Raw genomic sequence first — 16,185 nt, 5'->3', positions numbered from 1 at the left:
CGTTCTCCTGGTTAACTCCGGCCTTTCCAGAAACCGGCGGTTTGATGCATCAATTTTCCGGCTGTGACTAATAGCAAGCGCAGGCTGTCACGGCCGTGGATGGTCGCGTGGGGGATGCTGCTCAGCAGGCGATAGCGGTCGGAACCGCCGTTGATCCCTTCGGCGAGGATTTTGCACACGATGTGCGACGGGGTGACGCCGAAGCCGGAGTACCCCTGGACGTAAAAGACGTTGTTGTGATCGCGTAGGGTGCCGATCTGCGGGAACAGGTTGGCGCTACAGGCCATCGGCCCGCCCCAGGCGAAATCGATCTTCACATCCTTCAGATAGGGGAAGACCTCCGCCAGCAGGGTGCGATTCCAGGCGGCGAAATCGTTCGGCGTATATTCCACAAAGCGAGTCGCGCTGCCGAACAGCAGGCGATTTTCCCGGGTGACGCGGTAGTAGTTAATCACCGGGCGAATATCGCTGAAGGCGCCGCGCAGTGGGCTGATGCGCTCGATCAGTTCATCGGAAAGGGGCTCGGTCGACACCTGATAGGAGTAGGTCACCAGCGTCTTGTTGTAGATCTCCGGCTCCATATTGTTGAGGAAGCTGTCGCAGGCCCACAGTAGTTTGGCGGCTTTGACGCTGCCCATCGCGGTGCGTACCCGCACCTGTTTGCCGTAATTCACCTCCACCACTGGCGAGGATTCGAAGATCTTTACCCCCAGCGAATGGGCGGCCTGCGCCGAACCGAGCAGCATATTGAGCGAATGGATCTGCCCGCCGCCCATATGTTTCAGCGCGCCGCAGTAGACCTCGGAGCCAACCACCTGCTGCACCTCTTTGCCGGTATACAGTTCGATTTCTTCATCCGGGGTAGCGGCTTTAAACTCCTTCTCCCACTGGCGCAGCGTTTTGAGCTGCCGCTGGTTATAGGCGAGATAGCCGTAGCCGGGGACGAAATCGGCGTCGATATGGTATTTGCGGATGCGTTCGCGAATGATGCCCGCGCCGAGGTTGGCGATTTTAAACAGCGTCTCCAGCCCCTCTTTGCCGACGTGCTTTTTCACCGCTTCGATGTCGTGACCGATACCGGCCATCACCTGGCCGCCGTTGCGCCCGGTACCGCCGTAGCCAAGATGGCGCGCCTCCAGCACCACCACGTTGGTGATACCCTGTTCCGCCAGCTCAAGGGCGGTGTTAATCCCCGAGAAGCCGCCGCCGATAATCACCACGTCGGCTTCAATATCTTCCCGCAGCGCCGGGAAATGGAGGTGGTATTTCTTCGTCGCGCCGTAGTAGTTCAGCGCATCGATTTTAATGTTCATCGCGTTACCCTGTGGTCTTGCCTGGCTCAAGGTCCTCATCACAGCACGCCATGCGGGCGTTGAATATCGTCCGGAAGAATGACGTTCTTTAGAACGATGGGCGGCGCAGAGCAACCGTGCTGTGATAGGCCAACTTTGCTAAAAAAACGGGTGCTGACGATGAGCGAGATAACCTTACTGGCGGAAGTGACCGCCTTTTTACGCCAGCCACACGGGCAGTTTATTGCCGGTCAACGTGAGGCGGGCCACGGCGCGCCGTTCGCGGTGGTTAACCCGGCCACCGGTCAGGCAATTGCTGAGGTGACGGCAGCGGATGTGGATCAGGCGGATCGCGTCATGGAGAGCGCCCGCCAGGCGTTCAGTCAGTGGCGTGAGATGCCGACGCTGGCGCGCGGTACGCTGCTGTTGAAGCTGGCGGATGCCCTGGCTGAGCATCGCGAAGCGCTGGCGCAGCTGGAAAGTCTCTGCTCCGGCAAGACCATCATGCTGGCGCGGATGTTGGAGCTGGATCAATCGGTGGCGTTTTTGCGCTACTTCGCCGGCTGGGCGGGGAAAGTCACCGGCGAAACGCTGGATGTCTCGCTCCCCTCCATGAACGGTGAGAAATATACCGCCTTCACCCGCCGCCAGCCGCTGGGGGTGGTGGTCGGCATCGTGCCGTGGAACTTCTCCATCATGATTGCCATCTGGAAGCTGGCGGCGGCCCTGGTCTGCGGCTGCACCATCGTCCTCAAACCGAGCGAGTATACGCCGCTGACGCTGCTGCGCGTGGCGGAGCTGGCGAAAGCGGTGGGTATCCCGGATGGGGTGATTAACGTGGTCAACGGCACCGGCGGCGAGATTGCCCAGCGGCTGATGACGCATCCGGCCTGCGCCAAGGTGAGCTTCACCGGCTCGGTGGCCACCGGTGAAAAAGTCCAGCAGTCGGCCTGCGCGTCAGGTAAACGGGTGACCCTTGAACTGGGGGGCAAAAACGCCGCGCTGTTCCTCGATGACCTGACGCCGGAGGCGATGGTCAACGGCATTATTGAAGCCGGCTACCTGAACCAGGGGCAGATTTGCGCCGCTGCGGAGCGTTTTTATCTGCCGCAGGGCAAACTGGATGCAGTGCTGGCGCTGCTGAAAGACAAGCTCAGCGCCTTCGCGCCGGGATCGCCGCTGGATGAACAGACGCTGATGGGGCCGCTGGCCAACCGCCAGCAGTACGAGAAAGTGCTCAAACTGATCCAGACCGCGCGCGACGAGGGGGATACCATCGTCTGCGGCGGCGAAGCGCTGCCGGGAGAGGGGTATTTCCTGCAGCCGACTGCGGTCAAAGTCCGCAGCGAAGAGAGCACCCTGATGCGCGAGGAGACCTTCGGTCCGGTATGCAGCTTTATCGGCTATCGCAGTGAAGAAGAGGCGCTGGCGCGGATCAATGCGTCGCCATATGGCCTGGCGGCCAGCGTCTGGTCCGATAATATTCGCCAGGCGCTGCGCTACTCGGAGGCGATTGAGGCCGGCATCGTGTGGGTCAATATGCATACCTTCCTCGACCCGGCGGTACCGTTCGGCGGCATGAAGGGCTCGGGCATCGGGCGCGAATTCGGCAGCGCGTTTATCGATGATTATACGGAGCTGAAGTCGGTGATGGTGCGCTATTAACCGCCGCTCAGCGACATAGCGCAGGCATTTGTCGTTTTGCGCCAGATGGGCGACACATCCTGCGCCTTCTGGCCCTGAAACCGGGAGGGGGCACTGCCTCGCTTCCGGGACTCTTTTTCCCTTCGCGGATCCTTTCTTCCCCTCGTTATCCGCCATTGCCGTAAAAAAAATCAGCAGATTATCTTTTTTGCCCGCCAGGACTTGTTTGATATTAGATAATGAGTATAGTTCTCATTCTCTTTTTCATTCGTAATTTTGGCAAGGTTCGAGCTGCGCCAGTGAGTCGTTCACTAAGAGTCGCGAAGGCGTAGGGTGACGTAAAGACAGCAGGCTGGAAACAGACAATATCGGTCGCTGCGCGTCCATCGGGTCATTGATTTTTTATAGGGTTGATCCAATGAAATACACACTTCCGACGTTGACGCTGGCCATCAGCGCGGCGTTAAGCGGCTGCGCGACGCCTCATTCCTCTGCCGTTTCCCAACCGGTTGTCGACTCGCCAGCCCCTAACGTGGCGCAACCGCTGCAGCGCCAGCTAGCGGAAGGGCTGTACGAGATGGCGTTAAGCCCGCAGGGTGATGCGCTGTACGTCGCCAGCGCCGAAGGCTTTAAAAATGTGCAGGGCGGGGCGGTCTACACACTGGATCCGCACACCCTCAATACCATCGGCCTGACGCACACCGATCTGAAAAACTTCGCTTTACAGCTCTCTGCGGAGGGTAAAACGCTGTATGTCAGCAATTCGCTGGACGGCGGCATCAGCGCTATCGACACCGCCACCGGCAAGGTAAAAAACCGCCTGCTGTTCAGCGAGCGCAATGAAAAAGGTCGCCCTTATGGGGCCCGTCAGCTGCTGTTGCTGAACAATACTCTCTACGTTGGTGCGGTCGCCGACCCGGCGCAAATCTGGGTGGTTGACGCCACCACTCTGAAGCTGAAAACACGGATTAAAAATACCGGTAAATGGATGACCGGCCTGCACTACTCCGCACAAACCGGTCGCGTGTACGCCGCTAACGGCAGCGGTGAAATTCTGGTGATCAACCCACATAACCAGCGCATTGAACAGCGCTGGAAGCCGCTGGGCGACAAGCCAGCGCTGCTGCTTAATATGGCCGAAGATAGCGACACCGGCCGCCTGTTTGTGACTGATAACTCGAAAGCGAAAACCACTCTGGTGCTGGATATCCACAGCGGCAAGCTGCTTAAACAGCTCGACGTCGGCGATTCGCTGGCAGTGCAGTTCAATAAGAAACGCCACGAAATTTATATTTCGCAGCGTGAATCCGGCAAGGTTATCAGCCTTGACGCCAGCCGCTACACGCTGAAGAAAAGCTGGGCGCTGCCGGCCAATCCCAACAGCCTGCTGCTTTCCGCCGATGGTCAGACGCTATTTGTCACCGTCAAACAGCCCTTCAATAAAGACCACTCCACAAAAGGCCCGGACAGCGTCGTACGCATTGACCTGAACGCGCAATAAAAATAACGGGTCCGGCGACGGGCCCTTTGATTCATTTATCCTCATCCATGGGGCAAATTATGCACACCACGCACTATTCATCCTTCCCGCTGCGTAAAACGCTGCTGGCCTTAGCCATCGGCGCTGCCAGTCAAACGGCGATGGCCGCGGACGCTGCCGCCGCGAAGCAACCTGGCGAAGAGACCCTCATCGTCGAGGCTAACGAAACCAGCGATTTTAAATCCGGCGGCGACCTGGTGGTTCCGGCATTCCTCGACGGGCAGATCGCTCACGGCGGCCGTCTGGGGATGCTTGGCGAACAAAAGGCGATGGACGTTCCTTTTAACGTTATCGGCTATACCTCGAAGCTGATTCAGGATCAGCAGGCGAAAACCATCGCCGATGTCGTCAGTAACGACGCTGGCGTGCAGGCCGTACAGGGCTACGGCAACTTCGCCGAGACCTATCGAATCCGCGGGTTTAAGCTCGATGGCGATGACATGACCATGGGCGGCCTGGCGGGCGTGGTGCCGCGTCAGGTGATGGACACCCAGATGCTGGAGCGCGTTGAAATTTTCAAAGGAGCTAACAGCCTGCTTAACGGTGCGGCCAGCAGCGGCGTCGGCGGGATGATTAACCTTGAGCCGAAACGGGCGGAAGATCTGCCGACCGCGCGCGTTGGCGTCGACTATACCTCTGATTCTCAGGTGGGCGGCACCCTCGACCTGGGACGCCGTTTCGGCGACAACAACCAGTTCGGCGCCCGGGTCAACCTGGTGCATCGCGAGGGTGAAGGCGCTATCGATAATGATAAACGTCGTACTACGCTGGCTTCGCTGGGGCTTGATTACCGCGGCGACCGTTTCCGCTCCTCGCTCGATTTCGGCTACCAGAAGAAAACGTTCCACGGCGGTACGATGGGCGTCAATATCAGCGGCGTGGATTTCGTTCCGGCGCTGCCGGACAACAGCAAAAACTACAGCCAGAAGTGGGGCTATAGCGATATCGAAAGCGAATTCGGCATGGCGAAGGCAGAATATGACCTGACCGATAGCTGGACGGTATACAGCGCCCTCGGCGGCCAGCATTCGCATGAAATTGGCACCTACAGCGCGCCGAAGCTTCTGAATAAAAACGGCGATGCGACGGTGGGCCGCCTGGATACTAACCGCATTATTGACGCGATCAGCGGCATGGGCGGGGTACGCGGCGATTTCAATACCGGCGCGATTTCGCATAAGGTGAACCTCGGCTATGCGGCGCAGGTGCATACCGATGCTACCGCCTGGCGGATGTCGGCGAAGAATCCGACCACCAATATCTATGACAACCGTGATGTGGCGATGCCGGATAACGCCTATTTTGGCGGCAACTACCACGATCCGCTGGTCACCTCGCGCAGCCGTACGCAGGGCTGGCTGCTGAGTGATACCCTCGGCTTCTTTAACGATAAAGTGCTGTTTACCGCCGCCGCTCGTCATCAGAAAGTGGTTGTGCGCAACTACAGCAACGCCACCGGGCTGGAAGATACTTCTTCGCGTTATACCCAAAGCCGCTGGATGCCGACGTTTGGCCTGGTGTACAAGCCGTGGGAGCAGCTGTCGCTGTATGCTAACCATACCGAAGCGCTGCAGCCGGGCTCTGTGGCGCCGACGACGGCGGCCAATGCCGGGCAGAGTACCGGGATCGCGCACTCGAAGCAGGACGAAGTGGGCGTCAAGATCGACTACGGAACGATCGGCGGATCGCTGGCGCTGTTTGAAATCAAAAAACCGAACGCTATTTCCGATACCGCTGGCAATTACGGCCTCGACGGCGAGCAGCGTAACCGCGGCGTAGAGATGAACGTCTTCGGCGAGCCGATGCTGGGGCTGCGTCTTAACGCCAGTACGGTGTGGCTGGATGCCAAACAGACTAAAACCGCTAAAGGCGCCACCGACGGTAAAGATGCCATCGGGGTGGCTAACTTCTACGCGGTGCTCGGCGCCGAGTATGATATCAAGCCGGTGGAAGGCCTGACCGCCACTGCGCGCGTCAATCATAGCGGGTCGCAGTATGCCGATGCGGCCAATACCAAGAAGCTGGATAGCTACACCACCCTGGATTTAGGCCTGCGCTATCGTATGCGCCTGAACGCCGACCAGAACGAAATGACCTGGCGCGTCGGGGTGACCAACGTGACCAACGAGAAGTACTGGTCTGGCATTGACGATACCGGTACCTATCTGTTCGAAGGCGATCCGCGTACCGTGCGCGTCTCAATGAGCTACGACTTCTGACGCTAAAAAAGCGGGGCGGGCGGCTGACGCTCGCCCCGCGCAACTTGCGACAATTCCCCCTAAGTGATAAAAGGTGCCCCTTCACAAAAACACACAGGGGAACGACGTGAAAGACGCGTCAACGTCGTCGGATGCCGTAGAAGAGAGCGGCCCGACGCTTCATCGCGGTTTACAGAACCGACACATTCAACTTATCGCCCTTGGCGGCGCGATTGGTACCGGCCTGTTTCTTGGCATTGGTCCTGCGATTCAAATGGCTGGCCCGGCGGTCTTATTGGGCTACGCCGTGGCCGGGATTGTCGCTTTTCTGATCATGCGCCAGCTGGGCGAGATGGTGGTGGAAGAGCCAGTATCCGGCTCCTTTGCCCACTTTGCCTACAAATACTGGGGCCCGTTCGCTGGTTTCCTGTCCGGCTGGAACTACTGGGTGATGTTCGTGCTGGTAGGGATGGCGGAACTGACCGCCGCCGGGATCTACATGCAGTACTGGCTCCCCGACGTGCCCACCTGGGTTTGGGCGGCGGCCTTCTTCCTCATTATTAACGCCGTCAACCTGGTCAACGTCCGTCTGTATGGCGAAGCGGAGTTCTGGTTCGCACTGATTAAGGTGCTGGCGATTATCGGCATGATTGCCTTTGGCCTGTGGATGCTGTTTGGCGGCCACGGCGGCAGCAAAGCCGGGTTCGACAACCTGTGGAAACACGGCGGCTTCCTCGCCACCGGCTGGCACGGTCTTATTCTGTCGCTGGCGGTGATTATGTTCTCCTTCGGCGGGCTGGAACTTATCGGCATCACCGCCGCCGAAGCGCAAAACCCGGAAAAGAGCATCCCGAAAGCGGTGAACCAGGTGGTTTATCGTATCCTGCTGTTCTATATCGGTTCGCTGGTGGTGCTGCTGGCGCTCTACCCGTGGGTGGAGATCAAATCCGACAGCAGCCCGTTTGTGATGATTTTCCATCATCTCGACAGCAACATGGTGGCCTCCGCGCTGAACTTCGTCATTCTGGTGGCCTCGCTGTCGGTCTATAACAGCGGTGTGTACTCCAACAGCCGGATGCTGTTCGGCCTGTCGGTGCAGGGCAATGCGCCGACGTTCCTCGCCCGCGTCAGCAAACGCGGCGTGCCGGTGAATTCGCTGCTGCTGTCAGGCGTCATTACCTCGCTGGTGGTGGTGCTGAACTACCTGCTGCCGCATGAAGCGCTGGGGCTGCTGATGGCCCTGGTGGTGGCGACGCTGCTCCTGAACTGGATCATGATCTGTATGGCGCACCTGAAGTTCCGTGCCGCCCAGCGCCGCAAAGGGCGTGAATCGAAGTTCAAAGCGCTGCTGGCGCCCGCCAGCAACTACTTCTGCATTGCTTTCCTTGGGTTGATTCTGGTGCTGATGTGCACTATCGACGGCATGCGCCTGTCGGCAATCCTGCTGCCGGTGTGGATCCTGTTCCTGTTTATCGCCTTCAAACTGCTGCGCCGCCCGGCGTAAGCGAGACGTCCCGCCGTCCGGCGGGGCTGCCTGCCTTTTTATTGTGATCCTCTTCGCAGGTGGGGAATTTGCCTGACGATCTTCTTTTTGTAATCGATTACTTTTGTTTTGAGCGATTTTGTAATCGATTACTTTTCTGAGGGCGAGCAACATGGTCACAACAACAGAAGGTCGGGAAAGTGTCCGCGTGAGCCACCGTTTTCTGGTGCCGCGGTTGTCGTTAATGATGTTTATGCAGTTCTTTATCTGGGGCAGCTGGTCGGTGACCCTGGGGCTGGTGATGACCCGCTATGAGATGTCACTGCTGATCGGCGATGCGTTCTCCGCCGGGCCGATCGCCTCCATCCTGTCCCCCTTTGTGCTGGGGATGCTGGTGGACCGCTTTTTCGCCTCGCAGAAGGTGATGGCGGTGATGCACCTGGCCGGGGCGGCGATCCTGTGGTTTGTCCCGCAGGCGCTGGTGGCGCAGAACGGCGCGCTGCTGATTGGCCTGCTGTTCGGCTATACGCTGTGCTATATGCCGACTCTGGCGCTGACCAACAATATCGCCTTTCACAGCCTGGCGAACATCGATAAAACCTTCCCGGTGGTCCGCGTGTTCGGCACCATCGGCTGGATTATCGCCGGGATCTGCATCGGGGTGACCGGTATCTCTGATACCACCGGCATCTTCACGCTTGCGGCGCTCTGTTCGGTGGCGCTGGCGATTTACAGCCTGACGCTGCCCCACACCCCGGCGCCGGCCAAAGGTATGCCGGTGCAGTTTCGCGATCTGCTGTGTGCGGACGCCTTCGCGCTGCTGAAAACCCGTCACTTCCTGATTTTTTCCCTCTGCGCCACCTTAATTTCCGTACCGTTAGGCACCTATTACGCCTATACCGCGTCGTATCTGGCGGATGCCGGCGTCAAGGATGTCAGCACCGCGATGTCGTTCGGCCAGATGTCAGAGATCGTCTTTATGCTGGTGATCCCGCTGCTGTTCCGTCGCCTCGGGGTGAAATATATGCTGCTCATCGGCATGGTGGCGTGGTTTGTCCGCTACGCCTTTTTTGCCCTCGGGGTCAGCGAAGAGGGGCGCTTCCTGCTCTATCTGGGCATTTTGCTGCACGGCGTGTGCTATGACTTTTTCTTTGTCGTCGGTTTTATCTACACCGACCGCGTGGCGGGCGAGAAGGTCAAAGGCCAGGCGCAGAGCATGATTGTGATGTTCACCTACGGGATCGGCATGCTGCTGGGCTCGCAGATCTCCGGCGCGCTGTATAACCATCTGGTGGCCGGCCAGAGCGTGCCGCAGGCCTGGGTGACCTTTTGGTGGATCCCGGCGGTGGCCGCCGCGGTTATCGCGCTGATTTTCCTTTTCTCTTTCCAGTACAACGAGAAAGAGCCGCACTAATTTTTCAGGAGGGGGTATGAAAACGATTAAGGGACCGGGCATTTTTCTGGCGCAGTTTATCGGCCCGCAGGCGCCGTTCAACACCCTGGCGGGGATGGCGCAGTGGGCCGCCGGCCTGAGGTACAAGGCATTGCAGATCCCCTGCAACCACCCGGCGATTTTCGATGTCGAGCGGGCGGCGGCGAGCCAGACCTACTGCGACGAGGTCCGCGGCACCCTGGCGGAGCATGGGCTGGTCATCAGCGAGCTGTCCACTCATCTTGAAGGGCAACTGGTGGCGGTGCATCCGGCGTATGACGCGGCGTTTGACGCCTTTGCCCCAGCCGCGTTACATGGCGATCCGCAGGCGCGCCAGCGCTGGGCGGTGGAGAAAGTGCGCCAGGCGGCAGTGGCCTCCGGCCGTCTGGGGCTGAAGGCCCATGCGACCTTTTCCGGGGCGCTGGCATGGCCCTTTTTTTATCCGTGGCCGCCGCACAATCAGCCGCTTCTGGATGAGGCCTTTGCCGAGCTGGCCCGGCGCTGGCGGCCGCTGCTGGACCACTTCGACGAACAGGGCGTCGATGTCTGCTATGAGATCCACCCCGGCGAAGATCTGCACGATGGCGTGACCTTTGAGCGTTTTCTCGCGCTGGTGGATAACCATCCGCGCTGCAATATGCTCTATGACCCGAGCCACCTGCATCTGCAGCAGATGGACTATCTGACCTATATCGATATCTATCACTCGCGTATTAAAGCGTTTCACGTCAAGGACGCCGAATTTCGTCGCAACGGGCGCAATGGCGTCTATGGCGGATACCAGCCCTGGCAGCAGCGGGCCGGGCGTTTCCGCTCTCCTGGCGACGGGCAGATCGACTTCAAAGGGGTGTTCAGTAAGCTGACCGAATATGATTTTGACGGCTGGGCGGTGCTGGAGTGGGAGTGCTGCCTGAAGGACGCCGAGACCGGCGCGCGCGAGGGCAGCGAGTTTATCCGCCGCCATATCATTCCCGTTGCCGGACGGGCCTTCGATGACTTTGCCGCCGGCGGGAGGGAATAACATGATTCAGGTTGCGATAATCGGGGCAGGGTTTATTGGCCCGGCGCATCTGGAGGCGCTGCGGCGGCTGGGAGATGTCGAGGTCGTGGCGCTGTGCGACAGCCGCCTTGAGGCGGCGCAGCGCAAGGCGCAGGCGCTGAACATTGCCCATGCCTACGACAGCGTGGAGGCGCTGCTGGCCCATCCGGGGCTGCAGGTGGTGCATAACTGTACGCCGAACCATCTGCATGCCCAGATTAACCGGCAGATCCTCGCCGCCGGGCTGCACGTCTTCTCGGAAAAGCCGCTGTGTATGACGGCGGAGGAGGCGCGGGAGCTGGTGGCGCTTGCCGCCCGGGCCGGCGTGGTGCATGGCGTCAGCTTCGTCTATCGCCAGTTCGCCATGGTCCAGCAGGCGGCGGCGATGATCCGCCATGGCGAGGTCGGCAGGATCTTCGCGGCGCACGGCAGCTATTTACAGGACTGGATGCTGCTGGAGACCGACTACAACTGGCGGGTCGATTCGGCGCAGGGGGGCGCGTCGCGGACGGTGGCCGACATCGGCTCCCACTGGTGCGATACCGTACAGTTTATGACCGGTCGGCGGATTGTCGAGGTGATGGCGGATCTGTCGATTGTCTGGCCAACGCGTAAAGCGCCGGTCAATGGTAAAGCGACCTTCAGCGCCGTTCACGAGGCGCAGGCATATGAAACCCGGCCTGTCGATACTGAGGACTTTGGCTCGGTGCTGTTGCGTTTTGACGATGGCAGCAAAGGCAGCTTGATGGTCTCCCAGGTGAGCGCCGGGCGGAAAAACCGTCTGGCGGTGGAGATTAACGGCAGCCTCTGTTCTCTGGCCTGGGATCAGGAAGTGCCCCAGCGACTGTGGATCGGCCACCGCGAGCAGCCGGATCGCCTGCTCAGCGACGACCCGAGCCTGCTGCGGCCGGAGGCCGCCGCCAGCGCCCATTATCCCGGCGGCCATATTGAGGGCTGGCCGGATGCCTTCAAGAATATGATGGGGCATTTTTATCAGGCGGTGCGCGCCGGGAAGATGCCGGAGGCCGGGGCCCGGCGCTTCGCCGCTTTCGACGACGGCGCCGATGTGATGTACATCATCGAGGCGATCGTCAAAAGCCATCAGCAGCAGCGCTGGGTCAGCGTCGAACGCTGAGCGCAGGCGGGGCGCAGGATTATTTCACCCCAAGATAGCCGTCGAGATAGGCACCGGAGAGCTCGTTGCCGAACAGGACGGCATCTTTATTTTCCATCGCATTATCCCATTTGTCGCTGGCGTTGCCGGTAAAGGCGTGCTCGGTGCGGGTGCCCTGCGCCGCCTGTTGTTTGATGGCCTCAGCGGTGCGGCGGGCGTCGCTTTCACTCATGCCAGCGGCTTTATCCTGCTGGCCGCGGGCGTACATTGCCGTGAAGGTCGGCAGGTTTAAACGGTAATTTTCCTGGCGGTTGACGGTGAAATTGCCGCCGACAAAATCGGAGCGGTGGGCGACAAACGCGTAAGCGTGGCGTTCCGGTGACGATTTTGACGAGGTGCAGCCGGTGATCGTTGCCAGGGCACAGCTGAGGGCGAGAACCGCGGTGGAGAGCCTCATGGAGATATCATCCTTAATCATAAACGAAGAAATAGGGCGCCAGGGGGGCTGTCGCCAGAGCGCGAACCGGGTGGAACGGCAAAAGGATGCGCGTTAACGGCGTGGGAGAGAAGCCCTGATTTTTAATAGTTTTCTCGTGCGTTCCCGCGCTTTCGCGCCAGGCTGGCAGGCTGACCAGAGGTCATTTATGATAGCCTGCAGGATCCACCTCTATCGCAGGAAGTGCAGGGTTTATGTCTATTCAGAAAATTGCTCGTCTGGCCGGCGTCTCGGTGGCCACGGTGTCGCGGGTGCTGAACAACAGCGATACGGTAAAAGCCAAAAACCGTGAGCGCGTGCTGCAGGCGATCAAAGAGAGCAACTATCAGCCGAACCTGCTGGCGCGTCAGCTGCGAACCGCTCGCAGCAATATGATCCTGGTGATGGTCTCCAATATCGCTAACCCCTTTTGCGCCGAGGTGGTGAAAGGGATAGAAGAAGAGGCGGAGAAGAATGGCTACCGCATTCTGCTGTGTAACTCCGGGTCGGATCTGGCCCGCTCGACCTCGGGCCTGCAGCTGCTCTCCGGCAAAATGGTCGACGGCATTATTACCATGAACGCGCTCTCCAGCCTGCCGGAACTGACCACCATGATTGGCGATGCGCCCTGGGTGCAGTGCGCGGAGTATGCCGACACCGGCAGCATCTCCTGCGTCGGGATTAACGACGTCGAGGCGGCTCAGGGGGCGGTGTCCCGACTGGCCGATAGCGGCCGCCGCCGCATTGCGCTCATTAATCACGACCTGAGCTATCGCTATGCCCGTCTGCGCGAGCGCGGCTATAAAAGCGTGCTGCACGTGCACGGTCTGGTGTATCAGCAGGTGACTTACGCGCAGGATCTTAGCGCGGCGGCCGGTAAACGGGCGATGGAGCAGCTGCTGTCGCAAGACGAGCAGCCCGACGCGGTGTTTGCCGTTTCGGACTCACTTGCTGCCGGGGCGCTGCGGGCGATTGACCAGGCCGGACTGCGGGTGCCGGAGGATATCGCGGTGATCGGCTTCGACGGCACCGAGCTGGCGGAAGTGGTCTCCCCGCAGCTGACCACCGTCGAACAGCCCTCCCGGGCGATCGGCCGCACGGCGGTGGCCCTGTTAATGAAACGCATCGACGATCCCGACGCTGCCGTCGAGCGGGTGATGATGGACTGGCGCGTGATAGCCCGCGCCAGCGCCTGAGGTCAGCGAGAGAAGGCGCCCGCCAGCGCGCGAATGTCGTTGCCGGTGGGCGTTTGATGAATGCGTAAGCCAAACTCCTCCACCACGGCGAAGACATGGTCGAAAATATCCGCCTGGATCCCCTCATATTCCGCCCATACCACGGTGTTGGTGAAGCAGTAGATCTCGATGGGCAACCCGTTGGCATCCGGCGCCAGCTGGCGCACCATCAGGGTCATATCCTGGCGGATGCGTGGATGATGGCGTAAATACTCCTGCAGATAGGCGCGGAAGGTGCCGACATTGGTCATTCGCCGCTCATTGAGAACCGACTGTTCCCCGGCGTACTGCTGGTTCCAGGCGCTAATCTCCTCGTGGCGCGAATCCATATAGGGCTTAAGCAACTTCGCCCGGATCAGGCGCTGCTGCTCCTGTTCATCAAGAAAATGAATGCTGGTGGTGTCGATGTTAAGGCTGCGTTTGATGCGGCGGCCGCCGGAGGCCGACATGCCGCTCCAGTTTTTAAACGAGTCGGAGACCAGCGACCAGGTTGGAATGGTGGTGATGGTGTTGTCCCAGTTGCGTACCTTGACCGTGGTGAGGCCGATATCGATCACCGCGCCGTCGGCGCCGTACTTCGGCATCTCCAGCCAGTCGCCAAGCTTGAGCATATCGTTAGCAGAGAGCTGGATACCGGCCACCAGACCGAGGATCGGATCTTTAAACACCAGCATCAGCACCGCGGCCATCGCGCCGAGCCCGCTAATCAGGATTGCCGGTGACTGGCCTATCAGCAGCGAAATAATCAGGATGCCGATAATAATCGCCGTCACCAGCTTAATCCCCTGGAATATCCCCTTCAGCGGCAGCTGAGAGGCGGCAGGAAATTTCTGCGCCAGCTTTAAGATCACATCCAGCAGCGAGAAGAAGGACAGCATGGCATATATCATCACCCATAGCTGAGCCACGGTGGTTAATATTTCCGCGGCCTCGCTGCCTTTTTGCAGCCACAGCACCGCCTGCACGTTGACGATGATCCCCTGCAGGGTAAAGGCCAGTCGGTGAAAGAGTTTATTCTGCGTGATGATTTGCAGCCACAGATGGCTGCTGGCCAACGCCCGTTTTTCGAACGCGCGCAGGACCACTTTGTGCAATATCAGATGCACGACGACGGCGGTGAATAAGATAATGCCGAAGATAATCATCAGCGAGCGGGTGGGGGTTATTTCGATACCTAAGGCGGCAATTTGCGATATTAATTCCTGCATAACGTCTCCTGAATATCCAGCGGGTATGATGACCGCTGGATAGCTATTATGCAAATCACCGCCGCCGGTATTACGACGCTACCGTCGCCGGCTGTCGGTTGAGATGATGGCGCAGCCACAGCGCGATCGCCCCCAGCAACAGCATCATGGCCACCTCGACCAGCAGAAAATCAATCAGCGCCTGCGGATAGTTTCCGCCGCCGCGACGGGCCAGCGCCAGGAACAGCGAACCAAGGATAGCCGGTCCGAGACCGAGGGTCGCCTGCTGCAGGGTGCTGAGGATGGCGCTCCCGGCCCCGGCGTCGCTGGCGCTGATATCGCGCATGCCAATCCGGTAAAAGCTGTTGACGATCAGCGCCTGACCGTAGCCGATCAGCGCCGTGGCGGGGACCAGCGTCAGGGCGGTGGTGGCGATGCCGAAGCGGGAGAAGGTGGCGCACAGCAGCAGTAGCCCGGCGATCTGCACCGCCAGACCAGTCAACAGGATCCGCCCCATGCTGTGGCGGGCGATAAGCCGCGGGGCATACAGCGCCGAAATAAAATAGGCCACGCCGAGGGCGATAAAGCTATTGCCGGACTGCCACGGCGCCATCCCCAGCCCCTCCTGCATGGTCAGCGCCATGCAGAACATAAAGCCGGACCAGGCGCTGAAAAACAGCAGGGCGATGGCCATCCCGAAGCGGATGCTGGTCAACTGCAGCAGACGCGGCGGCAGCAGGGGATGGTCGCCGCGCTGCTGCTGGCGCAGGGCGCTCTGACGCATGGCGAACATGAGCGGCAGGACCGCCACCAGCATCAGCTGCAGCCACAGCGGCCAGTGCAGCTCCGGACCGAGGGCCATCGGGAACAGCAGGCAGCAGAGGATCAGCGCGAGGTACAGCGTGCCCAGCCAGTCAATACGCGACGGCGTCTCGCGACGGGTTTCCGGCACATAGCGGCGGCTCAGAGCCAACACCAGCAGGCAGATCGGCACATTGATAAAAAAGGCGTTGCGCCAGCCCAGTCCGGCGATGTCCGCCGATACCAGCCAGCCGCCGCCCATCTGTCCGACAATAAAGGCGATCCCGCCGATGCCGCCATACAGGCTGATAGCCCGGGCGTGGGCGGGGCCTTTGAGGGTCACGTGCAGAGTGGCGAGGATCTGCGGCACAATCAGCGCCGCCCCGGCGCCCTGCAGGGTGCGGGCCGCCAGCAGGGCGCTGATGCTGTTCGCCATCCCGCACAGCAGGGAAGCGATGCCAAAGAGGGCGACGCCCCACATAAACAGGCGCCGGCGGCCATAGTTATCGCCAAGCTTACTGCCCATCGCCAGGCAGACGGCAAAGGCGACGCCGTAGAGCGCGACGATGAGTTCCAGCTGCGTGGCGCTGGCCGCCAGGGTGTGGGTGATGGCGTCCAGCGCCACATTGGTGATCGAGGTATCAATAAGCGGCAGCATCTGGCCGCCCAGCAGCAGCAACAGACCGGCGCGGCCGGGTGAAACAGCAGACGTATTCATGGGATTCTCCATTGCGTCATTCAGCAG

General features: G+C 60.1%; 12 protein-coding genes. 8 read left to right on the top strand and 4 right to left on the bottom strand.

Going from position 1 to position 16,185, the window contains the following annotated elements; all coding sequences use genetic code 11:
• Nucleotides 1-11: 11 nt before the first annotated feature.
• Complete coding sequence (locus SP68_RS19230; protein WP_012542535.1) at nucleotides 12-1,313, bottom strand: NAD(P)/FAD-dependent oxidoreductase; 1,302 nt, start codon at nucleotides 1,311-1,313, stop codon at nucleotides 12-14.
• Nucleotides 1,314-1,472: 159 nt separating this feature from the next.
• On the opposite strand from SP68_RS19230, the gene SP68_RS19225 reads away from it, so the two are divergent.
• From SP68_RS19225 to SP68_RS19195, 7 genes are all read left to right on the top strand, one after another.
• Entirely contained in the window at nucleotides 1,473-2,957 is a 1,485-nt protein-coding gene (locus SP68_RS19225; protein WP_040973768.1) for an aldehyde dehydrogenase family protein, read from the top strand.
• A gap of 397 nt (nucleotides 2,958-3,354) precedes the next feature.
• Nucleotides 3,355-4,437, top strand: coding sequence for a YncE family protein (locus tag SP68_RS19220; RefSeq protein WP_022065420.1), 1,083 nt, complete (start codon nucleotides 3,355-3,357; stop codon nucleotides 4,435-4,437).
• Nucleotides 4,438-4,496: 59 nt separating this feature from the next.
• Complete coding sequence (locus SP68_RS19215; RefSeq protein ID WP_022065421.1) at nucleotides 4,497-6,695, top strand: TonB-dependent receptor; 2,199 nt, start codon at nucleotides 4,497-4,499, stop codon at nucleotides 6,693-6,695.
• A 106-nt stretch (nucleotides 6,696-6,801) separates the two neighbouring features.
• A complete protein-coding gene (gene pheP / locus SP68_RS19210; protein WP_012968762.1) occupies nucleotides 6,802-8,178 on the top strand; it encodes a phenylalanine transporter in 1,377 nt (458 codons plus the stop codon).
• A 187-nt stretch (nucleotides 8,179-8,365) separates the two neighbouring features.
• Nucleotides 8,366-9,571, top strand: coding sequence for an MFS transporter (locus SP68_RS19205; protein ID WP_162499996.1), 1,206 nt, complete (start codon nucleotides 8,366-8,368; stop codon nucleotides 9,569-9,571).
• Between the two features lie 16 nt (nucleotides 9,572-9,587).
• On the top strand, nucleotides 9,588-10,610 hold the full coding sequence (locus SP68_RS19200) for a sugar phosphate isomerase/epimerase family protein (protein ID WP_032729529.1): 1,023 nt from the start codon (nucleotides 9,588-9,590) through the stop codon (nucleotides 10,608-10,610).
• Between the two features lies 1 nt (nucleotide 10,611).
• Nucleotides 10,612-11,763: a Gfo/Idh/MocA family protein gene (locus SP68_RS19195; RefSeq protein ID WP_012542529.1), complete on the top strand. Its 1,152-nt coding sequence runs from the start codon at nucleotides 10,612-10,614 to the stop codon at nucleotides 11,761-11,763.
• Between the two features lie 19 nt (nucleotides 11,764-11,782).
• On the opposite strand, the gene SP68_RS19190 is transcribed toward SP68_RS19195, so the two are convergent.
• Nucleotides 11,783-12,199 carry an Exc2 family lipoprotein gene (locus SP68_RS19190; RefSeq protein ID WP_004183289.1) on the bottom strand — a complete coding sequence of 139 codons (417 nt, stop codon included), beginning with the start codon at nucleotides 12,197-12,199 and terminating at the stop codon, nucleotides 11,783-11,785.
• A 233-nt stretch (nucleotides 12,200-12,432) separates the two neighbouring features.
• Here SP68_RS19190 and SP68_RS19185 point away from each other — a divergent pair, with 233 nt between their 5' ends.
• Nucleotides 12,433-13,413 carry a LacI family DNA-binding transcriptional regulator gene (locus tag SP68_RS19185; protein WP_040973771.1) on the top strand — a complete coding sequence of 327 codons (981 nt, stop codon included), beginning with the start codon at nucleotides 12,433-12,435 and terminating at the stop codon, nucleotides 13,411-13,413.
• A 2-nt stretch (nucleotides 13,414-13,415) separates the two neighbouring features.
• On the opposite strand, the gene SP68_RS19180 is transcribed toward SP68_RS19185, so the two are convergent.
• Together SP68_RS19180 and SP68_RS19175 are read right to left on the bottom strand one after the other, a co-directional pair.
• Nucleotides 13,416-14,660 carry a mechanosensitive ion channel family protein gene (locus tag SP68_RS19180; RefSeq protein ID WP_004202471.1) on the bottom strand — a complete coding sequence of 415 codons (1,245 nt, stop codon included), beginning with the start codon at nucleotides 14,658-14,660 and terminating at the stop codon, nucleotides 13,416-13,418.
• A gap of 70 nt (nucleotides 14,661-14,730) precedes the next feature.
• Nucleotides 14,731-16,158 (bottom strand): MFS transporter, encoded by a 1,428-nt coding sequence (locus SP68_RS19175; RefSeq protein ID WP_040973773.1) that lies wholly within the window; start codon nucleotides 16,156-16,158, stop codon nucleotides 14,731-14,733.
• Between the last annotated feature and the right edge of the window lie 27 nt (nucleotides 16,159-16,185).

Source organism: Klebsiella variicola (assembly GCF_000828055.2).
GTDB classification, from domain to species: Bacteria; Pseudomonadota; Gammaproteobacteria; order Enterobacterales; family Enterobacteriaceae; genus Klebsiella; species Klebsiella variicola.
This window is presented reverse-complemented; position numbering and strand designations above follow the sequence as displayed.